The organism is Streptomyces sp. NPDC104106 (genome assembly GCF_055584345.1).
In genome coordinates, this window is record NZ_JBVJMF010000004.1 from 71,527 (window position 1) to 95,751 (window position 24,225).

24 protein-coding genes and 4 pseudogenes are annotated in these 24,225 nt (G+C 71.2%); 19 read left to right on the plus strand and 9 right to left on the minus strand.

Translation table 11 applies throughout. From position 1 onward, the window contains the following. The first annotated feature begins 31 nt into the window (after window positions 1-31). The 7 genes from ACZ60X_RS10995 to ACZ60X_RS11025 all read left to right on the plus strand — a co-directional run bounded on the left by ACZ60X_RS10995 (window position 32) and on the right by ACZ60X_RS11025 (window position 7,180). Window positions 32-805 carry an MHYT domain-containing protein gene (locus tag ACZ60X_RS10995; protein ID WP_469596194.1) on the plus strand — a complete coding sequence of 258 codons (774 nt, stop codon included), beginning with the start codon at window positions 32-34 and terminating at the stop codon, window positions 803-805. Window positions 806-852: 47 nt separating this feature from the next. Then, window positions 853-3,405: a sensor histidine kinase gene (locus ACZ60X_RS11000; protein WP_469596196.1), complete on the plus strand. Its 2,553-nt coding sequence runs from the start codon at window positions 853-855 to the stop codon at window positions 3,403-3,405. Beyond that, window positions 3,402-3,839 carry a roadblock/LC7 domain-containing protein gene (locus ACZ60X_RS11005; protein ID WP_469596200.1) on the plus strand — a complete coding sequence of 146 codons (438 nt, stop codon included), beginning with the start codon at window positions 3,402-3,404 and terminating at the stop codon, window positions 3,837-3,839. Before ACZ60X_RS11000 ends, ACZ60X_RS11005 begins: the two co-directional genes overlap by 4 nt. An 18-nt stretch (window positions 3,840-3,857) precedes the next feature. Continuing rightward, window positions 3,858-4,271: a DUF742 domain-containing protein gene (locus ACZ60X_RS11010; RefSeq protein WP_469596202.1), complete on the plus strand. Its 414-nt coding sequence runs from the start codon at window positions 3,858-3,860 to the stop codon at window positions 4,269-4,271. Window positions 4,272-4,468: 197 nt separating this feature from the next. Next, the gene (locus ACZ60X_RS11015; RefSeq protein ID WP_469596205.1) at window positions 4,469-5,071 is read left to right on the plus strand and encodes a GTP-binding protein; all 603 of its coding nucleotides are present in this window, start codon (window positions 4,469-4,471) and stop codon (window positions 5,069-5,071) included. Window positions 5,072-5,247: 176 nt separating this feature from the next. After that, window positions 5,248-5,661, plus strand: a complete 414-nt coding sequence (locus ACZ60X_RS11020; RefSeq protein ID WP_469596207.1) for a roadblock/LC7 domain-containing protein — start codon at window positions 5,248-5,250, stop codon at window positions 5,659-5,661. 124 nt (window positions 5,662-5,785) lie between these two features. Further along, entirely contained in the window at window positions 5,786-7,180 is a 1,395-nt protein-coding gene (locus ACZ60X_RS11025) for a DUF6397 family protein (protein ID WP_469596211.1), read from the plus strand. Between the two features lie 43 nt (window positions 7,181-7,223). Here ACZ60X_RS11025 and ACZ60X_RS11030 read toward each other — a convergent pair whose 3' ends face one another. From ACZ60X_RS11030 to ACZ60X_RS11040, 3 genes and pseudogenes are all read right to left on the minus strand, one after another. Then, window positions 7,224-9,554 (minus strand): MFS transporter, encoded by a 2,331-nt coding sequence (locus tag ACZ60X_RS11030; protein WP_469596213.1) that lies wholly within the window; start codon window positions 9,552-9,554, stop codon window positions 7,224-7,226. A gap of 822 nt (window positions 9,555-10,376) precedes the next feature. Next, window positions 10,377-10,850, minus strand: coding sequence for a cytochrome P450 (locus tag ACZ60X_RS11035; RefSeq protein WP_469596215.1), 474 nt, complete (start codon window positions 10,848-10,850; stop codon window positions 10,377-10,379). 152 nt (window positions 10,851-11,002) lie between these two features. Beyond that, a pseudogene (locus tag ACZ60X_RS11040) lies at window positions 11,003-11,338 on the minus strand (FAD-dependent oxidoreductase); the annotation flags it as partial. Window positions 11,339-11,479: 141 nt separating this feature from the next. Between ACZ60X_RS11040 and ACZ60X_RS11045 the strand changes: the two are divergent. Further along, a complete protein-coding gene (locus ACZ60X_RS11045) occupies window positions 11,480-12,049 on the plus strand; it encodes a TetR/AcrR family transcriptional regulator (protein ID WP_469596217.1) in 570 nt (189 codons plus the stop codon). 97 nt (window positions 12,050-12,146) lie between these two features. Here ACZ60X_RS11045 and ACZ60X_RS11050 read toward each other — a convergent pair. Next, window positions 12,147-12,531, minus strand: a pseudogene (locus ACZ60X_RS11050) (helix-turn-helix domain-containing protein); the annotation flags it as partial. A 108-nt stretch (window positions 12,532-12,639) separates the two neighbouring features. On the opposite strand from ACZ60X_RS11050, the gene ACZ60X_RS11055 reads away from it, so the two are divergent. The 4 genes and pseudogenes from ACZ60X_RS11055 to ACZ60X_RS11070 all read left to right on the plus strand — a co-directional run bounded on the left by ACZ60X_RS11055 (window position 12,640) and on the right by ACZ60X_RS11070 (window position 15,429). Next, complete coding sequence (locus tag ACZ60X_RS11055; RefSeq protein ID WP_469596220.1) at window positions 12,640-13,341, plus strand: SDR family oxidoreductase; 702 nt, start codon at window positions 12,640-12,642, stop codon at window positions 13,339-13,341. 96 nt (window positions 13,342-13,437) lie between these two features. Then, window positions 13,438-13,589, plus strand: a pseudogene (locus ACZ60X_RS11060) (2Fe-2S iron-sulfur cluster-binding protein); the annotation flags it as partial. A gap of 163 nt (window positions 13,590-13,752) precedes the next feature. Continuing rightward, complete coding sequence (locus ACZ60X_RS11065; RefSeq protein ID WP_469596223.1) at window positions 13,753-14,559, plus strand: phosphotransferase; 807 nt, start codon at window positions 13,753-13,755, stop codon at window positions 14,557-14,559. A gap of 354 nt (window positions 14,560-14,913) precedes the next feature. Continuing rightward, the gene (locus ACZ60X_RS11070; protein WP_469596225.1) at window positions 14,914-15,429 is read left to right on the plus strand and encodes a GNAT family N-acetyltransferase; all 516 of its coding nucleotides are present in this window, start codon (window positions 14,914-14,916) and stop codon (window positions 15,427-15,429) included. 365 nt (window positions 15,430-15,794) lie between these two features. Here ACZ60X_RS11070 and ACZ60X_RS11075 read toward each other — a convergent pair whose 3' ends face one another. From ACZ60X_RS11075 to ACZ60X_RS11090, 4 genes are read right to left on the minus strand one after another with little or no spacing between them, the layout of a single operon-like run. After that, the gene (locus ACZ60X_RS11075) at window positions 15,795-16,340 is read right to left on the minus strand and encodes a hypothetical protein (RefSeq protein ID WP_469596228.1); all 546 of its coding nucleotides are present in this window, start codon (window positions 16,338-16,340) and stop codon (window positions 15,795-15,797) included. Then, window positions 16,337-17,023, minus strand: a complete 687-nt coding sequence (locus tag ACZ60X_RS11080; RefSeq protein WP_469596231.1) for a hypothetical protein — start codon at window positions 17,021-17,023, stop codon at window positions 16,337-16,339. Before ACZ60X_RS11080 ends, ACZ60X_RS11075 begins: the two co-directional genes overlap by 4 nt. A 26-nt stretch (window positions 17,024-17,049) precedes the next feature. Next, window positions 17,050-17,379, minus strand: a complete 330-nt coding sequence (locus tag ACZ60X_RS11085) for a hypothetical protein (protein WP_469596234.1) — start codon at window positions 17,377-17,379, stop codon at window positions 17,050-17,052. Next, on the minus strand, window positions 17,376-18,095 hold the full coding sequence (locus tag ACZ60X_RS11090; protein WP_469596236.1) for a YqjF family protein: 720 nt from the start codon (window positions 18,093-18,095) through the stop codon (window positions 17,376-17,378). The genes ACZ60X_RS11085 and ACZ60X_RS11090 overlap by 4 nt, the downstream gene beginning before the upstream one ends. 336 nt (window positions 18,096-18,431) lie before the next feature. Here ACZ60X_RS11090 and ACZ60X_RS11095 point away from each other — a divergent pair. Further along, window positions 18,432-19,178 (plus strand): annotated as a pseudogene (locus tag ACZ60X_RS11095) (L-threonylcarbamoyladenylate synthase); the annotation flags it as partial. A 60-nt stretch (window positions 19,179-19,238) separates the two neighbouring features. Here ACZ60X_RS11095 and ACZ60X_RS11100 read toward each other — a convergent pair. Further along, window positions 19,239-19,880: a carbonic anhydrase gene (locus tag ACZ60X_RS11100; protein WP_469596239.1), complete on the minus strand. Its 642-nt coding sequence runs from the start codon at window positions 19,878-19,880 to the stop codon at window positions 19,239-19,241. Window positions 19,881-20,034: 154 nt separating this feature from the next. Here ACZ60X_RS11100 and ACZ60X_RS11105 point away from each other — a divergent pair, with 154 nt between their 5' ends. The 6 genes from ACZ60X_RS11105 (at window position 20,035) to ACZ60X_RS11130 (ending at window position 24,202) form a co-directional block, all read left to right on the plus strand. Beyond that, complete coding sequence (locus ACZ60X_RS11105; RefSeq protein ID WP_469596242.1) at window positions 20,035-21,291, plus strand: PP2C family protein-serine/threonine phosphatase; 1,257 nt, start codon at window positions 20,035-20,037, stop codon at window positions 21,289-21,291. A 271-nt stretch (window positions 21,292-21,562) separates the two neighbouring features. After that, entirely contained in the window at window positions 21,563-21,853 is a 291-nt protein-coding gene (locus ACZ60X_RS11110) for a hypothetical protein (protein ID WP_469596244.1), read from the plus strand. 77 nt (window positions 21,854-21,930) lie between these two features. Beyond that, entirely contained in the window at window positions 21,931-22,524 is a 594-nt protein-coding gene (locus ACZ60X_RS11115; protein WP_469596247.1) for an RNA polymerase sigma factor, read from the plus strand. A gap of 23 nt (window positions 22,525-22,547) precedes the next feature. After that, window positions 22,548-22,949 (plus strand): hypothetical protein, encoded by a 402-nt coding sequence (locus ACZ60X_RS11120; RefSeq protein ID WP_469596249.1) that lies wholly within the window; start codon window positions 22,548-22,550, stop codon window positions 22,947-22,949. Between the two features lie 508 nt (window positions 22,950-23,457). Further along, the gene (locus ACZ60X_RS11125; RefSeq protein ID WP_469596251.1) at window positions 23,458-23,937 is read left to right on the plus strand and encodes a hypothetical protein; all 480 of its coding nucleotides are present in this window, start codon (window positions 23,458-23,460) and stop codon (window positions 23,935-23,937) included. A 127-nt stretch (window positions 23,938-24,064) separates the two neighbouring features. Then, window positions 24,065-24,202 carry a hypothetical protein gene (locus ACZ60X_RS11130; protein WP_469596253.1) on the plus strand — a complete coding sequence of 46 codons (138 nt, stop codon included), beginning with the start codon at window positions 24,065-24,067 and terminating at the stop codon, window positions 24,200-24,202. The last annotated feature ends 23 nt before the right edge of the window (window positions 24,203-24,225 follow it).

The following is a 24,225-nucleotide window of genomic DNA, read 5'->3' on the forward strand; positions in this document are numbered from 1 at the left end:
GTGCGCCTGTGCCCCCTAGCGTCCCTTGGCCATGGGACACCTGGACCACGCCGCCTTCGGCTGGCTGACCCCCGTGCTGTCGTACGTCATGGCCTGCACCGGTGCCGCGCTCGGACTGCGCTGCACCGTCCGCGCGCTCGCCACCACTGGCCGCTCACGCCGCAACTGGCTCGTCACCGCCGCCTCGGCGATCGGGACGGGCATCTGGACCATGCACTTCGTGGCCATGCTCGGCTTCCGCGTCAGCGGCACCGACATCCGCTACGACGTACCGCTGACCATCCTCAGCCTCCTCGTCGCGATGGTCGTCGTCTGCGCCGGCGTCTTCGCCGTCGGCTACAGCCGCGACCGGAACCGGGCCCTGCTGCTCGGCGGACTCACCACCGGCCTGGGCGTCGCCAGCATGCACTACCTGGGCATGGCCGCCGTGCGGCTGCACGGAGACATCCGGTACGACCCCGTCCTCGTCGGACTGTCCGTGCTGATCGCCGTCGTGGCGGCGAGCGCCGCTCTGTGGGCGGGCCTCAACATCAGCTCGCCCCTCGCGGTCACCGTCGCCTCCCTCGTCATGGGGGCGGCCGTCAGCAGCATGCACTACACCGGGATGTTCGCGGTGAGCGTGCGGGTGAACCCCTCCGGCGAAGCACTGCCCGGGGCCACGGCGATGCAGTTCATCTTCCCCCTCGCCGTCGGCCTCGGGTCCTACCTCTTCATCACCTCGGCCTTCGTCGCCCTCTCGCCCACCGCAGACGAGCGCGCGGCCTCCGCCTCCGCCCAACGGCCCGTCGAGACCGTCTCCCGCTAGCGGAACCCGGCCCGAGCGCCCCGACCCACGTCCCGAGCGAGGAGGCCATGCGCCCATCCCGTACCGCCCTGAACACCGGAGCCCCGGCAGGCCCCCCGCGCGGCCGCCGCGCGCACGCCGGACCGCCCGCCGACGAGGCCGCCGAGCCCCTCGCCGCCGCGTCCGCCGCACCGGCACGCGCGCGTGGGAACCGCCGGTACCTGCGCCCCCGTACCGTGCGCGCCAAGGTCGTCAGCCTGCTGATGGTGCCCGTCGTCTCGCTGCTCGCCCTGTGGGCCTACGCCACCGTCAGCACCGCCCAGGACATCGCCCGGCTGCGCCAGTCCCAGCGAGTCGACGCCGAGCTGCGCACCCCGCTGGCCACCGCCGTCGCCGCGCTCCAGGCCGAGCGCACCGCGGCCGTGCGCTACGCCACCTCACCTGGCTCCGGTGACGGCAGCGACCTCCAGGATCTGGCGGGCCGCACCGACCGGGCCGTCGCCGGACTGCGGCTCGGCAGCGACAACACCGTCGCGGACAGCGAGGAACTGCCTTCCGGGGTCTCCGGCCGCATGGACGCCTTCGTCACCGGTGCCGAGCACCTGCGGGCGCTGCGCACGGCCGTACTCGACCACAAGGCCGGCTGGGACACGGTGTTCGCGCAGTACACGAAGACCATCGGGGCGGCCTTCGCCGTGGACGGCGCTCTCACCGGCATCCAGCAGGCCGACGTCGGCTCCGACGCGCGCGTACTGCTCGAATTCTCCCGGGCCGCCGAGGCGTTGGCCCAGGAGGACACACTGCTCGGCGGTGGCCCGGCCGGCCTGCGGGGTGAGCGGCTCCGGCTGTTCGGCGCCGCCGTCGCCGCGCGCCGCACCCTCACCGACACCGCCGTCGCCGATCTCCCGGCCGCCGAGCGCACCGCCTGGCGGAGCCTGGCCGACAGCCGCTCCTACGCCGCCCTCGGCGCAGCCGAGGACACGGTCCTCGCCGGGTCCGGCGGCAAGCAGGGCGGGGCGGTGGCGCAGGCGGCCTGGAGCGCCGACCACGCGCGCGTGCAGGACGGCATGCGCAATGTCGCGGCGGACACCGGCCGGACCGTCGCGGGCCGCGCCGACCCCGTCACGCGCGGACTGCTCAGCCCCGCCGGTGCCGCCGTGCTCCTCGGCCTGGCCGCCGTCGCCGCCTCGCTCGTCATCTCCGTGCGCATCGGACGCGGGCTCGTGGTCGAACTCGTGAGCCTGCGCAACGACGCCCTGGACATCGCCCGCCGCAAACTCCCGGACGCCATGCGCCGACTGCGGGCCGGCGAGGAACTCGACATCGACGCGGAGGCACCCGCGGGACCACCTGCGGAGGACGAGACCGGTCAGGTCTCGGAGGCCTTGACCACCGTCCACCGCGCCGCCGTGCGCGCCGCCGTGGAGCGCGCCGAACTCGCCAGCGGCATCTCAGGAGTCTTCGTCAACCTCGCCCGCCGCAGCCAGGTACTGGTCCACCGCCAGCTCAGTCTCCTCGACACCATGGAGCGCCGCTCCGACGATCCCGACGAACTGAGCGACCTGTTCCGGCTGGACCACCTCACCACCCGGATGCGGCGCCACGCCGAGAGCCTGATCATCCTCTCGGGTGCGGCACCGGGCCGGGCCTGGCGCATGCCGGTGTCCCTCACCAACGTCGTACGGGCCGCCGTATCGGAAATCGAGGACTACGCGCGCGTGGAGGTGCGCCAACTCCCCGAGACCCATGTCATCGGTGCCGCTGTCGCCGACCTCACCCACCTGCTGGCCGAACTCGTCGAGAACGCCGCCCAGTTCTCGCCACCGCACACGCGCGTGCGTGTCACCGGCGAACCCGTCGGCAACGGCTACGCCCTGGAGATCGAGGACAGGGGGCTCGGCATGGGCGCCGAGCGCCTCACGGAGGCCAACCGGCGCATCGAACAGTCCGAAGCCCTCGACCTGTTCGACAGCGACCGCCTCGGACTCTTCGTGGTCAGCCGGCTCGCCTCCCGGCACGACGTCAAGGTGCACCTGCGCACGTCGCCGTACGGCGGTACGACGGCCGTCGTCCTGCTGCCCACGGCGCTGCTCCACGGCGGGCCGGCCCAAGCCGCCACCCCACAGGCCGAACTGCCCTCGCGCGAGCGGGAACGCGCGTACGCGCACGTGCCCGGCACGAGCGGTCCCCAGGAAGTCGTCACCGCGCGGCCGGACCGCCCCGCCCTCGCGGCCACCGGGCCCGGCCCGCACCCCCCGGCCGCCCAAGCGGGACGCCACGGCAGGGCCGACCAGGGCGGCCCCGGAATGACTGGCCAAGCCCCGCCTGCCGGAGTCACCGCCTTGCGGCCGCACCGCGAGCCGAACGACCCCGAGACCTCCGTCGACCTTCCACGTCGCGTGCGCCAGGCGAGCCTCGCTCCCCAGCTCCGGCGGCAGCCCGGCGAAGGGCCGGCGCCGGACCGGCGCGGGGACGAACGGCGCACCCCCGAACTGGTGCGGGACCGCATGACGGCCTACCGCGACGGCTGGGCGCGCGGCGGCGGCAGACAGCCCGGACACGGCGCCGCCCCGGAACCGGAAACGGCCAGTGACAGCAGCGAAGAAGGAGACCCGGAATGATCCAGGACCCCCACACGAGCGTCGGCCGACGATCCGGCGAACTGGACTGGCTGCTCGACGACCTGGTGATGCGGGTGAGCGAGGTACGGCACGCCGTCGTCCTCTCCAACGATGGGCTGGCCGTCGGCGCCTCCACCGGCCTCACGCGCGAGGACGCCGAACATCTCGCCGCCGTCGCCTCCGGCTTCAACAGTCTCGCCAAGGGCGCGGGACGGCACTTCGGGGCGGGCGGAGTGCGCCAGACCATGGTCGAGATGGACGACGCGTTCCTCTTCGTCGCCGCCGCGGGCGACGGTTCCTGCCTCGCGTTGCTCACCGCCGTCACGGCCGACATCGGGCTCGTCGCCTATGAGATGGCACGCCTGGTCAAACGGGTCGGTGAACACCTTTACACGCCACCGCGCGCCACAGCACAACCGCCCGCCGCCGGGTGAGCCGGAAAGGCGGCAACGATGACCGACATCCCGATGGACGGCTCCCGGGAGCCGGGCAGCCAGTGGTACGACGGCGAGGCGGGGCCGCTGGTCCGCCCCTACGCGATGACGGGCGGGCGCACCCAGCCGGGGCCCACCGGGGTGCGGTTCGACCTGATCGCCCTCGTCACCCTCGACCCCGCCGCACCGGCGATCGACGACGACACCGCGCTCGGCCCCGAACACCGGTCCCTGGTCCGGTTGTGCCGTACGGAGACGCAGTCCGTCGCCGAACTCGCCGCTGGCGCCGACCTTCCCGTCGGCGTGGTCAGGGTGCTCCTCGGGGATCTCCTGGAACTCGGCCGCGTGGTCATCAGCCGCCCCGTGCCCCCGGCGCACCTGCCCGACGAGCGGATCCTGCGCGAGGTCATCGAGGGATTGAGAGCGCTGTAGAGGACCGCGCGGAGAGCGCGGTACGCCCCACCGCAACCCCATCCGGACGCGTTGCGGCACCGACAGGGCGAGAGCCGAAAACATCAGGATCGTTTCGGTCGAACCGCCCCTGAGGCTGTCCCCATTGCCATGATGCCGACGTCACGCCCGAAGCGCGCGGGCACCGAACGCGACCGGCCCTCCCGAGAGAAGCGAACATGGTCTCCGAGCACTCCGACGCCGCCGACGACACCACCGCACTGGCGTTGAAGATATTGGTCGCCGGCGGGTTCGGCGTCGGCAAGACGACCCTCGTCGGGGCCGTCAGCGAGATCCGGCCGCTGCGCACCGAGGAACTGCTCAGCGAGGCGGGCCAGTTGGTCGACGACACCGACGGCGTGGATCACAAGGTCACCACCACTGTCGCCATGGACTTCGGGCGCATCACCATCCGCTCCGGCCTGTCCCTCTACCTCTTCGGCACTCCCGGACAGGACCGGTTCTGGTTCCTCTGGGACGAGTTGTCGCAGGGCGCCCTCGGCGCCGTCGTCCTCGCGGACACGCGGCGCCTGCAGGACTGCTTCCCCGCGGTCGACTACTTCGAACACCGGCACATTCCGTTCGTGGTGGCCGTCAACTGCTTCGCGGGAGCCCGCGCCTACGGCGCCCACGACGTCTCCCGTGCACTCGACCTCGACAACGGCACCCCCGTGGTGCTGTGCGACGCGCGCGAGCGGGACTCCGGCAAGGAAGTCCTGATCCGGCTCGTGGAGTACGCGGGCCGCATGCACACGGCACGCCTCCTGAACTCGGTGGGCTGAGCCGGGTGATCGCGCGGCCAGGTTGGCGGTATCTGCCCCCTCCGGGGCGAAGGTCCGACATCGCCCGTCGGTCATCTTCTGTGCCATGCGTCCATCCCGCTTGCCCGGGCGCCGGTCGTGGTGAAGGCTGGCGGGGAATTCCTCCAGCCAGGGGGACGCCACACGGGGAGACGGAGATGGCGCAGAACCAGGGACTCGGCTGGCTGCTGGACGATCTGACCGAACGGGTGGACCATGTGCGGCACGCGCTGGTCCTGTCGAACGACGGACTGGTCACGGGCGCGAGCACGGGCCTGCGCCGCGAGGACGCCGAGCATCTGGCGGCCGTGGCGTCCGGGCTGCACAGTCTGGCCAAGGGGTCGGGGCGCCATTTCGGCGCGGGCAGCGTGCGCCAGACCATGATCGAGTACGACGACGCCGTGCTGTTCGTCACGGCCGCGGGTACCGGCAGCTGTCTGTGCGTGCTCAGCGGAGCCGAGGCCGACATCGGCCAGATCGCCTACGAGATGACCCTGCTCGTCAATCGCGTCGGCGAACACCTCGGCGTCGACGCCAGACATCCTGAGCGCACCCCCCACACAGACCTCTGACCTGCCTCTTCCTAGGTCGCGTGGAGTTATCCACAGGCTCGCCACGGGATGCGCCGAACCGGCTACGGTGTGTGCACGGCTCGCGCACAGGGCGTGAGTCCTCACTCCTCGGGGGAGCGACATCATGTCGGCAAGCATCATCGGCCAGCCCCGCCCCGTCACCTGCACTCCGGGTCACGCCGCTCGGGAACTGGGCCTGAAGCGAAGCGAGTTCGACCTCGCCGTGCATCTCGGCCACATCCGTACGGTGCCCGACGAGGGTGGGGGAGGAGCCCGGCGTGTCGAGCGCGCGGAGATCGACCGCCTCCGCGAACAGGGCGATGTCACGGAAGCCCTGCGCGAGCGCGTGCAGGTGGTGGGCACCGCCGAGGGCGCGGCGCTCATGGAGATCCCGGCCGGGCGGTTCACCCGCCTCGTCCGTCTCGGACTGGTGGTGCCCGTGCGCTGGTACCTGAACCGCTACCGCGCCGTGGTCTGGCTCTATCTCGCCGACGACCTGCGGAACTTCGCCCAGGCGCCCGAGAACGCCCACCTGCTCAAAGGACGGACCCCCGAGACCTTGCGCGGCCAACTGGAGGCGGGAGTCGACCTGCGTGCCCGCAACTGGCGGGGACGGCACCTCGGCTTCCTGCTGCGGCAGGCGGAGGACCCGTGGGCCCGGGCCGGAGCCGTGGCAGCCTTCCTCGCGCCCGTCGACATCGCCGACGTCGTCAGGGATCCGTACGAACGGGCCTACGTCAACCGCTTCCGGCCCGTGCCACCCGGACAGGGCATTCCCGGATCGCCCGCGGCGCATCTCGCCGAGCGGATCACCATCGCGCAGGACGCGGACGAGATCGACTGGCTGCGTGGCGAACTGGCCCACGTGCTCGCGGAAGCGCGCGGCACCTCACCCGCTCCGCGGCCGGCGGCCCGCCGCCGCGCACCCATGGTGCGAGGAGCCGCCCGCCCGATCCCGCCCTTGGCCCGCACGGTCACACGGGCCATGGAGCCGGCGAAGCCGGCCGGGGCGCCGCTGCCCGGGGCTCCCGAGCCGGAAGGGCAGCCGGCGCTCGGGACAGCTGGGCTGCAGAAGACGCCGGTGCGCGGAGTACCCGGGCCGCACAGGGCGTCGCTGCGCGGAGCACCGGGGCCGGAGGGCGTGTCAGCGCTCGGCGCCCCTGCGCCGGCGGGAAAGCCAGTGCTCCGGAGGCCCGCGCCGGATGGGAAGCCGGTGACCGGAGGGGGTCGGGTGCTCGCAGTGCTCGGGCCGAACGGCGAGCGAGCGCCATCGGCGCCCGAGCCGGGTGGCGGGCCGGACCTCGCAGTGCCCGAGGTGAACGACGGTCCGGTGTTCGGGGCGCCCTGGCCCGAGGACAGGACCGGAGGTCGAACGCCGCAGTGGCGCCGCGCACCGATGGCACGCCAGGCCGGCCCACCCGCGCGCGGGGAACAACGGGCCGAGCAGAACCCGGCGCCGGCGAACCGCGGTCTGCGCGGCTGGCTGCGGCGCAGAGGCCCACGCCCCGTGCGAACCTGAGCCCCCGGCGGCTCACCGCTTCGGGATCCTGGCGGCCGAGTGCCTACGCCTCCTTGTGGCCCAGCACGATGTCCACGTCGTCCTTGCCGCCGCTCACTGTGACCTGCGTGGCCACCGGCGGGTATCCGGTGGCGATCACGGTGTAGTGCTCGTTGGAGAGGTCGGTGAAGACGTAGCTTCCGTCGATGCTCGTGGTGCGGGTCCCGACGACGTTGCCGGCGGCGTCGAGGAGGGTGACCCGGGCGTCGTCCAGCGCACGTCCGTCCTGGGTGCGCACCGTGCCGCGCAGAATTGCCGCGACGGGAAGCTGGATGTCGCAGCGGGGGCTCTCGGTGGAGACGGTGGCCGGCACGGCGGTCGGTCGGTGGCCGGATGCGCTGACGCTGAGCGTGTACTCGCCGGGCAGCAGGTCGCTGATCCGGTAGCCGCCGTCGTTTCCGGTGGTGGTGGAAGCCATCACGTCGCCCCGCTGGTCGGTGGCCACGACCAGCGCGCCGGTCAGGGCCGCGCCGTCCCCGCCGCGCACCGTACCGGCCAGGACCATCGTGCTGGAAACCATCACAAGGTCGTGGGAGACCGGTGAGCCGTTCACGGTCAGCGTGACGACCTGCGGCTGGTATCCGGGCGCCGAGCCGATCAGGACCAGGCTGCCGCGCTCGGGGGAGTCCACCGCGTACGTGCCGTCGTCGCGGGAGGCGGCGCGGGCCAGCTGGTGGCCCGCCGTGTCGAGCAGGGTGATCGCGGTGCGTGGTACGGGTGCGCCCTGGCCATCCCGTACCCGTCCGCGGATGGCGACCGCGTGGCTCCCGTCGGCGGGAAGCACGGGTGTGGGTGCGGTCCGCCCGGCTGCCCCGGCGTCGGGCGTGGCCGTGGCCCGGACCTGCGCACCGGCGTCCTGTGAGGGCGGGCTCGCGTTCTTCTTCTTGGCGCGGAACAGCAGTACGGTGACCACGACGGCGAAGGCGAAGAAGCCGGCTGACCACCAGTACGCGACGGTGTAGCTGTGCAGCGCCGCGTTGGCCTTGACCAGCGGGTCGGTCAGATGGTGCTTCGCGTAGTCGGTGGCGGCGCTGGTGGCCAGAGTGTTCAGCAGCGCGGTGCTGATCGAACCGCCCACCTGCTGTGTGGTGTTGAGGGCCGCCGAGGCCACGCCCTGGTCGCTCGCCTGCACCCCCAGGGTGGCGTAGCTCATCGCCGCGGGCATCGACATGCCGAGTCCCGCGCCCATCAGGAGCAGCGGCGGCAGCACATGGGCGGCGTAGCCGCTGTGCAGGTCCAGGCGGGTCAGCCAGACCATGCCGCCTGTGGCCAGCAGCATGCCGACCGGGACGACGATCTTGGGCCCGATCCTCGGCACCAGCCAGTTGGTGGACAGCTGTGCCATCACCATCAGCGCGCCGACCATCGGCAGGAATGCCACGCCGTTCTTCACCGGCGAGTAGCCCAGCGTCGACTGCAGGTAGTAGGTGAGGAACAGGAAGACGCCGAACATACCGGCGGACGAGATGAGGATGGTCGACAGGGCGGCGGCGCGGTCGCGGTCGGCCAGGACGCGCAGGGGCAGAACGGGGTGCCTCGCTCGGGTCTGCCAGAGGAAGAACGCCGCCAGCAGGACACCGCCCGCGGCGAGGAAGCCCCAGGTCATCCAGTGGCCCCAGTGGTGGGTCTCCGCGTTGGCGAAGCCGTAGACGATGCCGAACAGGCCGCCGGAGACCAGAACGGCTCCGAGGAGGTCCAGCTTGGGCCGCTCGGCCGGGACGGAGCGGCCTATGAAGACGATGGCACCGATCAGCGCGGGAACCGCGATGACGTCGTTGACGTACAGCGTCCAGCGCCAGTTCAGGTACTCGGTGAGCAGGCCGCCGAGGACAAGGCCGACGGCTGCGCCGGAGCCGGCGATGGCGCCGAAGATGCCGAACGCGCTGGCGCGTTCCTTGGGTTCGGTGAACGTCGTGGTGAGCAGGGAGAGGGCCGCCGGCGCGAGCAGGGCGCCGAACAGCCCCTGCACGGCGCGCGCGACGACCAGCATGGTGAACCCGTTTGCCGCACCACCGATCGCGGAGGCGGCGGCGAAGCCGACGATGCCGATGATGAAGGTGGTCTTGCGGCCGAAGAGGTCCGCGAGTCGGCCGCCGAGCAGCAACAGACTGCCGAAGGCCAGGGAGTAGGCGGTGACGATCCACTGCCGCCCGTTGTTGTCGAAGCCCAGGTCCTGCTGGGCGGACGGCAGCGCGATGTTCACGATCGTGGCATCGAGCACGACCATGAGCTGAGCGAGGCCGATCACGGCCAGCGCCCACCAGCGGTGCTTCGGCGTTGCATGGGTCTGGCCGGACGGCCCGGCCTGGACGGCGGCGACCGGGATGGCTTCCAAGATGGAACTCCCCTCAAGGGGCTGTGCTGGTCGGTTGTCGGTCAATGACAGGACGCGGTGGCCGTGCCGTGCCTCGACGGATGAGGTGTCGGCGTCGACTCGACCGACGGGCGACGACCCACGGACCAAGGAGCGCCCTGAGATCAGGTGTGACGGTTTCGCTCGGCCGGGCGTCTCTCGGAGCGCTGTAGCCGGGTCTGCGCGGTGGCGGGGCGATGGACGGGTGCTGTCGCGCTGTCGTGCCGACCACCGCGCGGCGAGTCCCTCTGTCTGAGGCGGATCGATGCGCGGCGGCCTTGGCGCTGCCTCCGGGGAACACCAGTGCCCGCGGTGAGGCCCTCACCGACTCCGCTCGGCAGGCTCGTGACGGCAGCGAAGCGCTCCCGCTCCAGAGATGCGCTGGGGCGGCTCGCGCCCTTCAGTCTGACCTCCGCGTCGGTCATCATGGTCTCGCCCACTAAAAGTCCGAAACGGTTTCGTACACCAATCTAGGGCAGTGCGCCCGCGAAACTCAATCGTTTTGATCCTGATCGCACTGGTGTGGGGCAGGTCACATGAACCGTCGTCCTCTGGTGGCCGCCCGGCACCGGAGGGCAACGGCGTCATCGGCGAGGTCGGTCGCCGCCTGCGACGTCAAGGACGCCCTCGGCGGTGCGGAACGCTCTGCTTCGCCCACCTCGACAGGCTTGGCTCCCCTGGGTCTGGCCGATGATCGGCGGCCGCCTGGTGCGCCCGCCCTCGACACCGCCTGCGACACGGGCTGCTCGGGCGCCGGGACGCGACGCTGCTGCCTGGCACCGGTGTGCAGCAGTTGGTCCCGGCTCACCAGGTGACGGGCAGCTCGTGGATGCCGTAGGCGAGTGAGTCGTGCGTGAAGCCGAGTTCGTCCGGACTCACGGCGACCTTGAGGGTGGGGACGCGTCGGAAGAGCGTGCCGAAGACGACCTGCAGCTCGATGCGGGCCAGTTGCCGGCCGACGCACGGATGGACGCCCCAGCCGAAGGTGTGGTGGTGGCGGGCCTCACGGGTGAGGCCGAGGCGGTCCGGCCCAGGGAAGGCGGGCGGATCCCAGTTGCCGGCGGGCAGCGGGACGATGATGCCTTCTCCGGCCCGGATGATCTCACCTCCGAGCTCGATGTCCTCGCGGGCGATGCGGCGTTGGCCGAGGTGCGGGATGGTCAGGTAGCGCCGGAGTTCCTCGACGGCGTTCGCGGCGAACGCGGGGTCGTCGCCCGCCCGGAGCAGGGCCGGCTGGTCGGGGTTGTCCAGGAGCAGGGCAGTGCCCAGGGTGATCATGTCGGCGCTGGTCTCGTGACCGGCGATGAGCAGGACCGTGCACAGAGCCCTACGCGCCGGTGCCGTACTTCTGGACCGACCAGTACGCCGCCAAGCTCCAGGTCCACGGTTTCCTGCTGACAGCTCGCCCTCCATGGCGTCGACTTCGGCGTCGGCGGGTCCGCGCCGAGAATGCCGCCGACGACGGCCATGGCCTGTTCCGTTGCGTTCGTACGGTTCTCCAGAGGGATGGGCCGGCCCAGGTGCCCGTGGTACCAGCGAGCGACGTCACCGACCGCGTAGATGCCCTCCTCGGCCCGGCAGTGGGAGTCGCACACCACGCCGTTGTCCAGCTTCAGGCCGCTGCCCTCGAGCCATCGCGTCGCGGGCTCCGCGCCGATCGCGACGACCACCACATCGGCCGGCAGGACCTCGTCGCCCGCGAGCCGGACGCCGGAGACCCGGCCGGACTCGCCGGTCAGGCCGACGATGCCCGTACCGAGGCGCAGCGACGGTACCTTTCCCAGGGGCCGTCGCCGAGCGCCTGTCGGGCCTTCGGGTGTCCTCTCCGTGGTGTGGCTGCGCTGCCGTCCCGACGGCCGCGAAACCGATCGGTTTATATTTCGCCCGATTCGGGTTAACCTCGCCGTATGCGTACTGAAGTGAAGGCAACTCCCCGAGAGCGGCTGCTGGAGGCGGCGGCCACGCTCACCTACCGAGACGGCGTCGGCATCGGCATCGAGGCGCTGTGCAAGGCAGCGGGGGTGTCCAAGCGCTCCATGTACCAGTTGTTCGAGAGCAAGGACGAACTGCTGGCGGCGAGCCTGGAGCAGCGCGCTTCCGTCTTCGTGACGACACTCCTGCCCGCGGCGGACGACGGCCGCTCACCCCGCGAGCGTATCCTGCATGTCTTCGAGCGGGTGGAACTGCAGGCCGGTGCGCCCGAGTTCCGGGGATGCCAGTACCTGGCCGTGCAGATCGAGCTCAAGGACCAGGGTCACCCCGCGAGTCAGGTGGCTCACCGGATCAAGGGAAGCCTGACGGCCTTCTTCCGGGCCGAGGCCGAACGGGGCGGAGCGAGCGATCCCGACCTGCTGGCCCGCCAGCTGAGCCTGGTCTTCGACGGCGCCAGCGCCCGCGCGGGGATCGGGGCGGACAACCTCACCGGGCTCATCGCGCCCACGGTGGCCACCCTGCTCGACGCGGCAGGCGTGCGCTGACGCACCACCTCTGCCGGCGGGCCCGGTGACCGATGTACTCGCGGGGCTGACGCCCGCCCGCGGCAGCCCGCAGCAGTTCCCGATCACGGCTTTGCTTCCTGGTGGTCGGCGAGAAGCCCGATGGCCGGGTGTTGATCAGCATGCCGTGCGCGAGGAAGGCCGTGGCCTCGTCGGTGTCCGAGCCGGCGGCAGGCGCACGGTTTCCCGAAGCCTTGTCCAGTCGGCCCGGACAAGCTCGCCGATCTGCTCATCGCCCCGTGCCTCGAAAGCCGGCCGGGTGCCCTCCATTCTCCGCATCGAGGCGGCGGCGAAGGTCGCCTGCTTGCCCGGAAAGGGTCGGAAGAGGTGAGGTACGGCTGCGTGACTCCGGCGTGCTTGCCGATCGCCTCGATGGAGGTGCCGTAGTAGCCCCTGAGTGCGAACTTGGCGATGGCCGCGCGGATGACGCTCTGACGTCTCTCCTGTGCGCTGATCCTGCCCATGCCGCCCTTCATGCCTGGTGCCATTCGGGATGCTCCTGGACTTGCAGCTGGAAACCGATCGGTTTACGGTGGTTGAAACCGATCGGTTTCCAACTCTTGGAGGTAGTCGTGACGGCAATCGAAGGCGCCACCGTGCTGGTCACCGGAGGCGGCAGGGGTATCGGCAAGATGCTCGTCGAGGAGCTCTCCCGGCGCGGAGCCGGCAAGGTCTACGCCACGGCCCGTGACCCGCGCACGGTGACGCACCCCGGTGCCGTTCCGCTGGCTCTTGAGGTCACCGACCCCGCATCCGTGACGGCCGCCGCCGAGCAGGCCCGGGACGTCACCATCCTGATCAACAACGCCGGCGCCTCGGTCCGCGCCTCGTACCTCGACTCCCCGATGGAGGAAGTGCGCCGCGACCTGGAGACCAACTTCTACGGGCCGCTGCTGGTTACCCGGGCCTTCGTGCCGGTCATCGAGCGCAACGGCGGGGGCCACATCCTCAACGTCCACTCCGCCCTGTCCTGGCTGGCCGACGGCACGCCCTACGGCGCCTCCAAGGCCGCCCTGTGGTCGCAGACCAACTCCCTGCGTCTGGAGCTGCAGCCGCGCGGCATCGCGGTGACCGGGCTCCACGTGGCCTACGTGGACACCGACATGACGTCGGGCCTCGACGCACCCAAGGCCGACCCCCGCGACGTCGCCGTGGCCGCCCTCGACGGCATCGAGGCGGGGGCGCACGAGGTGCTGGCCGATGACACCACTCGCTGGGTCAAGTCGCAGCTGTCCGCCGATCTGGAAGCCCTGTACCCGCAGTTGAACCAGTAGCACGCCCTCAACGATTCAAGGTCATTCCCATGGAGAGTTCGCTCACCCACCGCTTCGTCGACGTGAACGGAGTGAGACTGCACATCGCGGAGCAGGGAGGGGATCCGCGGAACCTGCGAGACGAAGGTGCTGTCCGGGAGATCGACCACCGAGATTCGGTACTGGACGACCAGGAGCGCGCCGCAGGCGCCACCATGATGATCTGGGTCTCCCGAGCCAAGGGCGACCGCCTGGTCCTCGACCTCTGAAACTCCTTGTCCCTCGATCGCCGTACCTGAGGCGGCATTTGAGCGTTCGGTTCGATGTGGGGACGTCGCCGCGGATCGTGTCGGATGAGCTGCGGGACCGCTGCTGCCGCAGCGTCGCGCCGAGTCTGCGGTCCGGTCCGTGCGGGGTCGATCCGGCGATAGTGTGATCCTCGTGACGGCTGAAGGCGAGGCGCTGGTCGGCGGGATGGCGAACGCGGGGGCGGTCTTCCGCCGGGGTGCGTTGGTCGAGCGCCCGGCGCCGCGCAACGCGCGCGCCCTGCACGCCTATCTCCGTGCGCTGAAGGAGCACGGCTTCGACGCGGCGTCGGCCCCTGTCGGTCTCACGGATGGCCGCGAGCAGCTGACCTTCATCCCCGGCGACGTGGCTCTGCCACCGTTCCCGGACTGGGCGATGACGAAGACTGCCCTCGAATCGGTGGGGAGCCTGCTGCGGCGCCTGCATGAGACCAGCAGGGCTGTCGCGGTCGACACCCATGCCGAGTGGCCCCGGGACCTGGCCGACCCGGAGGGGGGAACGATGCTGTGCCACAACGACGTGTGCCCGGACAACGTCGTCTTCCGCGATGGTCGTGCCGCTGCCCTGATCGATTTCGACCTGGCGGCCCCGGGCCGTCCCCTCTGGGACATCGCCATGACCGCCCGTTATTGGGTGCCCATGCTCGATCTGAAATCGTCAACTGCCCTTTATCCCACCGGCCTTGACGCTCCCGCGCGGCTGCGGATCCTCGCCGACAGCTACGGCCTCCCGGCGGGGGACCGCGCCGAGTTGCCCGGCGTCATCGAGCAGGCCACCGAGGTTTGCCGCGCCTTCGTCACCCGCCGAGTGACCGATGGTGACCCCGTCTATCTCCAGGCGCTGGCCGAACGTGGTGGATGGGAACGCTGGGACCGTATGCGGACATGGCTGGTGGACCACCGCAAGAGGTTCACGGCTGCCCTGTTGAGCTGACCGGAGCGGACGACAGACTCACGGGGCGTTCGTGGTGCCGTCGTTCGTCCTCGGTGGCCTGGAACGGAACTGCCCGCATGCCTCCGTGACAGAGCGGGGCGAGGAACATGAGGACCTCGTCACGGGTGTCGCCACACGCCAGGCGAAGGGCTTCGGGCCGGCGACCGATCGCGCGCCACCCGTGCGGCGACCGCGTCGTCTGCACCGGCTACTGGCGCGGGCGGCCTCCGAGCGGACGACGGCGAGGCTGGTACTGCCGGGGTCCTGCTCGGGATCGATCAGGCCGGTTGGGCGGTCAGCCCGGCGTCCCAAAAGTCCTTTGCGGTGCCGCGGCCCGGGACCCAGACTGTGCCGGTGCTGATCCGACGTGAAACGCCTGCCGATGTCCCCGCCGTGAGCACCGTCACCGCGGCGGCCTTCGCCAAGCCGGAGACCCCGGTTCCGGTGGAGGTGACCCTCCTCGACGAGCTGCGCACCTGCGACGGCTGGCTGCCGGAACTGTCGCTCGTGGCACTCAGCGACAAGGACGAGGTAGTGGGCCACGTGGTCTGCACCCGGGGCTATGTCGGCACTGCCCCCGCCCTGGGCCTCGGCCCGCTCAGCGTGCACCCCGGCCACCAGCGCCGAGGCGTCGGCCTCGCCCTCGTCCACACCGTGCTCGGCGCAGCGGATGCCCTGGGCGAGCCCCTCGTCGCCCTCCTCGGCAGCCCCGCGTACTACGGCCGCTACGGCTTCCGCAGCAGCGCGGACTACGGCATCACCGCACCGGATCCCTCGTGGGGCGAGTACTTCCAGGTCCGCACCCTGACCGGCCACGACCCCGCGCTGTGGGGCGCCTTCACGTACGCGGAGCCGTTCGAGCGGGTCTGACATCGGTGCGGGGGTCGGCTTTCGAGTTCCGTCGTGTCGATCTCGGCTGAGTGGGCGCCCCCGTCTCCGGCGGCAGGTCTCCGCCGTTTGACGGCGGACGGTGATGTCGATGCCGAAGGTGCGGGCGAGGACCACGGCGGGCAGTGCGACGGCGAGCTGGAACAACGCGGTCGAGCGGGCCTCCGCGAGCCGGAAGCCGAGCTTGCGGAGCCGTCCTCCCGTGGTCCAGGCAGGACAAGAGCCAGGGCGAGTCTGTGCGGCCGAGGACGGTACGGCTGCGGCGAACCTCCATCCAAGCGACTCGCATCCCCCAGGTGCCTCCCTTCCCGACGGATGGTTCCGCCCCCGGCCCGCGGAGCGCTCGTTCAGTCGGTCGCTGTGCGCAGTGCCGCTTCGGCTTGGCGGATGCGCCATTCCTCCACGGTGTCCTGCTGTCGTCGGGCTCGCTCCAGCAGCCTGTCCAGCAGGGCTGGATCGAGGCGCTCGTCCGTCCCGGTGAGCCGGCGCAGGGTCTGCCATCCGGCCGCCTTGCCCTCGACACCTAGCCGCAGCGCCTCCAACTCCAGCACGGTGCTCAGCGGAGAGCGCCGTACCAGGCGGCCGTTGCCCTTCAGTCGTGCCAGCTTCTCTGCCACCCAGCCCGCGCATACCTTGTGGCGGCGTACGGGGACGCCCAAGTCCCGCATGATGCCGACGAGCGCCGTCCGGTCCTCGGCGATGTCGGTGGCGACAGGCCCGAGCGCCCCGCCGAGCGCGGAACCGCGGGCGACCCGTGCCAGGTGGGCGGCCCGCTGGGCGCCCGCGGTGGCGCCCGCGAGGTGGTCGTTCAGATAGATGCCGAGCAAATCCATGTCAGCGCCGTGTGCGGGCGGGCGGCGCCGGGCGGCTTCCGAGCGTGGTGGGGCGTTCATCTCAAGCCTCCGTCGTGTGTGCGTGGCTCCCGCGGACATGGTCCCGCGGAAGGTGGGGGCGTGCGCGGTGTACTCACCGTCGTCGTGACGCGGACGAGGCAGGGCGTGCGGGGGGTGGAGCCGAAGCCGAACCGTACCGGCGGTTCCACGGCGGTGAGGGCGCCGAGGTCCCGCCCCTGGAGGATCGCGGTGGCCGCGGTGATCAGATGCAGATCGCGGGCGCCGTACCACTCGTACCGGCCGCCGCCGGCCGTCCCCCGGGTGCGTACGCCCAGGAGGATGCGGGCGAGTGGGTTCGTCACTGCCGTCCAGAAGGGCCGGTCGGCCAGTGCACCGGGGACCGCCCGCAGCAGCAGCCCCACGGACCCGCGCCGGCCCACGGTGAAGCGGAGGTCGAGCAGCGGGCCTGCGGTGACCGTCCAGTCGTCGCCGGTGACGCGGAGGCGTACGGGTTCGATGCGGACCTCGTCGAAGGCGTAGGTGCCGGCGACGAAGTCCGCCGTGCGGCGGGTGGGGGCCAGCAGCAGGCGGTGGCCGTCGGCCTCCTCCGTCAGCACATCGCTGAACGGCCCGAAGGGGGAGCGGGGCCAGTGGCCGAGGATCAGTCGGACGCCGGACGCTGTGCCGATGCCGGCGATCCAGCCGCGGAAGCGCAGACGGCCGGTCCTCGGGGATCGGCGCATCAGGGGCGCCTCGGTGGCGGTCCGGTTCATCCGCCCGCGGCCGGCCCGAGTCGGCCGCAACGGCGCCATGCCAGCAGCCATCCGGCCTGCATCGGCACGTACACCAGGTCGACGGCCAGCAGGGTCACCGCCGTCCCGAGCCCCGTGCGGCGGGCCTGGCGCACTCCCGCGGTCGTGGCCGGGGTGAACAGCATGCTCCAGCCTGCCGTGGCCAGCAGCCCGGCCGTCGTGCGCTGGAGCCATTCCTCGGACTTGGGTCCGAAGACCCACTCGAAGCTGCGCAGGCGCAGCAGCGGCCAGCCGCCGCCGACCAGGTTGAACAGCCCCTGGGACCGCGCCACGAGCACCGCGTTCATCCCCGTCTCCTCACTGTCGGCCACACCGGGCGTGAGACCCCGAAACGGACCTTGTGCACCCCGTCCGAGAAGTGGACGAGCGGCTCCTGCGCGGGAGGCGGCAGCCCGGCCGCCGAGGTGAGGGTCTCCTCGACGTCTTCCAGGCGCGCCGCGCGGAGCGCCCAGGGCTCGTGTTCGACGGGCGTCTGCCAGAGCACGCCGCGGCCCCGTGTGAAGGCCCGCCACCGCGACGTCAGCCACATGTCCCGCTGGGTCGGCCGGACCGGCTCGCCCGGACGGACCACCACGCGGTACGACGGCCCGCCGCGCCCCCGAGTCCCGGTGTAGGTCAGTACATCACCGCCGAGTGACAGGGTCATGCGCCCGAGGTGGTACGGCGCACCGACCGCGCGGGCGGCCAGCATGACCGGGCAGTCCACCTCGAGGGAGAGGAACCACAGCCCGTCCCTGCCGCTCCCTTCGCGCACATACGTGCGCAGGTTGGTCTCCTCGAACGAGGGCAGGGCGGCAGGCACCCCCGGCGGGCGCACGCCAGCCATCACGAACGGCGTGAGGCTCACCCACGCCCACCGGTCGCAGGTGTCCACTGTCAAACCCGCCGGCAAAAGGGGCTGCACCTGGTCGGGTGAGTAGGCCCAGTGCAGGAACGTCTGCGTGAGCCAGTCGGCCCGCAGTGTCGGCAGGTACACGCGCTGCTCCGGCGTATACGACACCACGCGCACCGACTCCCCAGGAGGTCCGCCTCGAAACCCGGCACGACCCGATGCGGGCGGCCGGGGCTCTCTCCCCCGCCCCGGCAGGCAAGCCGGCGTTCGGCTGACAGCGCAGGCAGCGCTCCGCTCGTCACGCGCGTGGATGACGAACCGGCGGGTTCTGGACCAGCGGCGCCGCTCGCCGAGGTGCCGACCGGGCGGTCCTCGCCCGGCGCCTGGGGGTGGTGGCCGAGCCGTCGGTGTGGCCCGGTCCGGCGAGTTGCGGCCGGGCCGGGTGGTGCGACGGCTGGTGCCGGGGTCCCAGGTCGGCGCTGAGGCCGATCACGAGCGTCGTCGGTCCAGGTCAAGGGATGTCCGCCCTCCCACCCGCCGATCGCCCACATCGGCGGCGCGCGGCATCTGGACGACCGGGTCCAGGGCGTGCCCGCGACGGTGCGCCTGCTGGCGGAAGACTTCTGGCCGGGACCACTCACGCTCCTCGTGAGGCGCGGTCCCCGTGTGCCCCTCGAAACGAACGGTGGCCTTCAGACGGTGGCCGTGCGCGTGCCGGGCCGCCCCGTCGCCCTCGCGCTGCTGTCGGCCTTCGGCGGCGGTGTCACGGCCCCGTCCGCCAACCGCTTCGGCCAGGGTCAGCCCGACCACGGCGTACCACGTGTGTGTCGAGCTTGGTGATGCCGTCGACTTCGTGCCGGGCGGCCTGGACGGCGGCCCCTGCGAGGTCGGCGTCGAGTCGACCATCGTCGACGCCGCGGGCGACATCCATCCCCAGTCTCCTCCCGCCCGGCGGGGTGACGTGCGAGGACCTCGCAGCGGTGCTGGGCTGCCCGCTCGCGGTCCACTCCACCAGCCGTGTCCGGGCGCCGGGCCGGCATCCGTCGCACTACGGGCCGCCGGCGCGGTTCTTCCTCGTCGACGGCGCACGCTGTGGTCACGGTCCCCGCTCCGATGGCCGCTTGCGCGCGCGGCCTGTACGGGTTCCTGCGCGAACTCGACCAGCAGGGGTGCGACCTCATCGTCACGTCCCTGCCGGCGGAGGAGGGGCTGGGGCTCGCCATCGCCAACCGGCTCCGCCGCGCCGCGGGGCCCGGCCTGCCGAGTGACCGGCACCGGATCGGCGGCGTGCCCGAGCGGCCATGGTCGTGGCTCTCAGGACGCGGCGGGCACGACCACGTCGAGGCCGCGGGCCGCGACGAGCTGAGCACTGCCGTCGCCCAGGCGGTAGCACAGGCCCACCACGGCGGCCCGGCCGGCGGCGACCTTCTCGGCGAGCACCCGGGAGCGGTCCAGCAGCAGGTCGACCGTGTGCCTTATGTGCTCGGCGAGGATATCCTCCGGCTCGACGTGTCCGGCGGCCCGTGCCGCCAGCACGCTGGGGGTCACCCGTTCGACGACGTCCCGGACGTATCCGGCCGGTGTCATGCCGTCCTCCAGGGCGGCGCACGCCGCGCCGACCGCGCCGCACCAGTCGTGGCCGAGGACCACGACCAGCGGGCAGCCCAGCACGTCGACGCCGTACTCGATGCTGCCCAGCACCTCCGGGCCCATGACGTGGCCCGCGGTGCGCACCACGAACATGTCGCCCAGGCCGCGGTCGAAGATGATCTCGGCGGCCAGACGGGAGTCGGAACAGCCGAACAGCACGGCGAAGGGCTGCTGGGACGGTGCGATCTCGGCGCGGCGGGTGGCGTCCTGATTCGGGTGCTCGGGGGTGCCCGCGACGAAGCGCTGGTTACCGGCCAGCAGCAGCTCGAAGGCGTCGCGGGGCGTCGGGGTCTTGGACTCGGCCATGTCCGCAGCCTAGGGCCCGGCACCAGGTGTCGTCGCGCCGGCCACGCCTAGGCCGCCGCGGGGCACGGGGCAACACTGCCCGCCAGCGAGGTCGGCGGGCGCGGGAGCGGGACCTTCCGTAGATTGAAGAGGGAGCGACCGGCAGGAAAAGCGTGTGACACCGAAGATCGACTATACCGGGGTGTTCGCCGCCCTTCCGAGTCCGTGCCTGGTGCTCGGCACGGACCTGGTGATCGCCGACGCCAACTGGGCCTTCTGCGAGGTGACCGGACGCAGCCGGGCCGAGCTGCTCGGGCACTACCTCTTCGATGCCTTCCCGGACAACCCCGCCGACTCGGCGGCCGACGGGGTGGCAACGCTGCAGGCCTCGCTGCACCGTGTCCTGGCCTCCGGCCAGACCGATCACATGGAGTTGCAGAAGTACGACATTCCGGTCCCCGGCAACCGCGAGGTATTCAAGGAGCGGTGGTGGACCGCGATCAACGTGCCTGTCCTCGGCCCGGACGGAAAGGTCGCCTGGATCATCCACCGGTCCGAGGACATGACCGATGTCGTCCACGCCCACCGCACGGCGCTGCCGTCGGTCAGCCCCGGGCGGGAAGCGGCCATGGAGGCCGAGCTGTACGCCCGGGCGCGGCAGCTGCAGCGGCTGAACGAGGAACTGCGCCAGGCCCACGCCCATGAACGGCGCATCGCCGTCGCTCTCCAGGAAACCATGCTCCACTCCCCGGACCTGGACCGGCACCCGAACATCGCCGTGCGCTACCTGCCCGCGGTCGGAGCACTGAATGTGTGCGGCGACTGGTACGACGCGGTCGACCTGCCCGCGGACCGCTTCACCGTCGCGGTCGGCGACGTGGTCGGCCACGGGCTGATGGCCGCCACCGTCATGGGCAGACTCCGCAGTGCGCTGAGCGCAGCCACCCGCACCGTCCACGGCCCCGCGCAAGCCCTGGAGGTCCTCGGCCTGTACGCCCGCTCGGTCGAGGGAGCACTGGCCGCCACCGCCGTCCAGGTCCTCGTCGACTGCCACAGCCACCTGCTCATCTACAGCAGCGCCGGCCACCCCCCGCCCGTCCTGCTGCACCCGGACGGCACCTGCGAGCTGTTCGACCAGGCCACCGACCCACCCCTGGGCGCCCGCCCCGAACACGTCCCCCGACCCCAGGCCACCGCCAGCTACACCCCCGGCGACACCCTCATCCTCTACACCGACGGCCTGATCGAACGCCGTGGCGAGGACATCGACACCGGCCTGACCCGTCTGACCTCCACGCTCGCCACCTGCACCGAATTCGGCGCGGAACACCTCGCCGACGCCCTCCTCGCCCGCCTGGGCCTTGCCAGCGGCGCCGACGACGACATCGCCATCGTCGTCGTCCGCCTGGAGCGAACGACCCGACCGTACTGATCAGGGGCTTGGGGAAGTCCGGGCACTGCTTGGCAGAGCCCTGAGATCAGCTGAGCGGTGGCCAAGGGGGGCAGTGCAGCATCGGGCGGAGTTCCTCCGAGTACGGCTCATCGGCCACCGCGAAGAGATCGGGCAGGGTCCAGCCAGCAGACCCGCGACGGCGGACAGCTGCTGCCGACGGTGCGGACTCGGGTCCCAGCGCCGCACCATCCCGTGCAGCGTGCTGCGGAACAGCCCCGTGAACGGCAGTTCGCGGATGCCGAAGCCGTGATTGCGCGCGATCGGGATCCAACCGCGGCGCCGCGGCGCCTGGTTGTCCGCCCGTGGCGTCACCTTCCAGCGCACCAAGACGCGGAAGGAACCGTCGGACCCCGAGCGCGGCGCCAGGCTCGAGCGCATCGAGCACGTGGCCGCGGCTAGGATACGGGCGAACCGGGCGAGGATGGTGCCGCCGGTGGCCGGAACGGCCATGCTGTGCCTGGCGCGCGAGGCCGGCCCCGATCAGATCGTCGCTCCGCAGCAGCGCACTGACTTCTCTGGCCTCACCGAACTCTCCGCCTAAACCCTGGAAGTTCACCCGCCGAGTAGGTTCTGCGCCAAACCTCGTTCACCCCGTGCGGGACGCCACAGGAGGCTCCGGTGAGCTTCAGCAACCACCATCACCAGTCGGACGACGGCAGCCGTGTGTTCGAACTGATGAGGAACGTCTACCTCCAGGGCGCGCCGGTGTTCCGGGTCCCGGACTGGGTGAGGGACCGGGTGAGCAACTACGCGGCGTCCGACGCGAGGCGGTGGAGCTCCAACTGGAGGAAGTTCTCGGCCAAAACCATGAAGGAGGCACGTAACGAGCGGAAGAAGATCCTGTCTTCCCGTGAAGTGCCCGAACTGTACCTGGAGCCGCTCAGCCCCCTGCTCGCGGACCAGATCCGTGAGCAGCTCGCGGTCGACCTCCCGGACTTGTGGGATCCGATCGAGAAGGAGGCGGAGATCCACCGGAGTCTCGACTACATCGAGAACGGGGGGCTCACGAAGCGCGAGAAGGACGCGATCCACCTGGGGTGCGTCATCCACAGGGGCCGTGAAGAGGCCGCCAGGGTCATGGGAATCACCCGCGGCAACCTCAAGACGCACCTGAGCAACGCCTGGAAGCGGATGCGCGAGGACGGCGTCGACGACAAGGCCGTGCGGTGGTTCCTCACCGGCAAGGTGCCCGAGTCCATGCCCCGTAAGTGAACTGAGAGAACGAAGGAAAAGCCATGCCTGGTACCTGCCACACCGACGGCATCAAGGAGGAAGCAGTGACGGAGCCCCCTACGTCTGCCACCCGCGACATGTACATCGAGGCCTACGCGGCGTCTGTCGAGAAGGCGTGCCGCGAGGGCCGACGGACGGCCCGGGTGCAGACCCGGCTGCGGCTCGCCAGGGTGCCGGATGCCGTGATGCCGATCGCCGGCGTGGCGCTGCTGGTCATCGCGGCGGTCGTGACGCTCGCGTTCTGCGGGGTGTCGACGGCGGCCGGGCTGTCGATCGGCGCGGTGTCCGCGGCGATGTACGGCGCCGTGAACGACGTGCGGATCTCGGTGGTCCATGACAACCCCGACTGGCGGCGCCGACACCGCGTGCTGGCCCGGCTGGTCCCCCGGCACCCGTTCGACTGACGGGCAGACCGCCCAGCGCTTCCAGGATTCCGAGCCCGTGGGAAGCGCCGAGCGGCCGCAGCCCGTCCCCGCTCGCTCCCTGCACGCTGTTCAGCAAGACGACTGAAGGAAGAGCCGATGCCGTCAGTTTCCACACATACGGCAATGTATGCAGCAAATGACAGATCTTCTGTGCATCCGGGACGTTTCTGCCCGCGTCGCGGTCGGGAGATGACCAGGCCTCTCATACGCGCGTACGCGCACCGGTACCTGCTCTCGATACTCGGACCCCCGAGGAAGTGAGCTGCCCTAGACACAACTGCGGCCTCGGGCTTGGTGGAGCCAGAGACCGCAGCTGTATGACGCGCATCGTGTCTTCGATGCACGGAGAACCTTCTGACGCTCGCCGGGTGATCTGCCAGGACCCGCCCGCCGGGCATCCTCCCTAGTTCTCAGTTAGGACACCCTAATGATGCCCTCTCTTCCTAGTTTTCCGCAGCAGAACGCCGGTTATGCCTCCCCTGGCAGCGTGATCCGGTCGGCCGCCGCTGCCGGCGGTGGCCTCGACAGCACCTTCACCTGGGCGGCATTGATCGCGGCGATCGCCGTCATCGTCGGCTTCGTCTACCGCTGGCTCGACAAGAGGGCCAAACCGTTGGAGAAGGCGTCGGTGGTCCTCGACAAGGTGGTCGTCGAGCTCGACAAGCTGGCAGACAAGACCGTGACGACGAACGACCTCAACGAGCTCAAGGAACTGCTCAGCCTCGTCAAGCAGGACGAGCGGCGCTTCCCGAAGATCTCCTTCGGTACCGTCGTCGCCACGATCGAGGCGTACCAGGCGACCGCCGTCACCGAGGAGTGCTCCAAGGGGCTCGCCAAGGTGCTCACCAACAAGAAGTACGTCGACCAAGCCCTGAAGCTCGCCCGTGAACAGGGCGCCAGGAGCGGGGACATCCGTGTCGCGATCACCGAGGTCCAGCGCGTCATCAACCGCAAGATCCGGCGATAGCAGTGACCAGGACTCGCTCCGTCCCGCGGCTGGGCTTCCGAGGGCCCCAGCAGGAACGGAATGGAGAACTGCCGTAGCTGGCAGGGCTTTTGACGAGGCGTGAATAGCAGCCGTCAGGGTGGGGCGGGTGAGTGACGACCCGCCGGTCGGTTTCCTGAAGGCGGACGTGGCGCGGTGCTGCGTCGGCCCGCTTGAACCGGCTCCGGCGATCCGGCTGCGTCGTCTGCGGGCATCCCGCCTCGACCTCCTTGTTCAGCTCGACTGATGCGGCGTCCCAAGGGCGCTCAC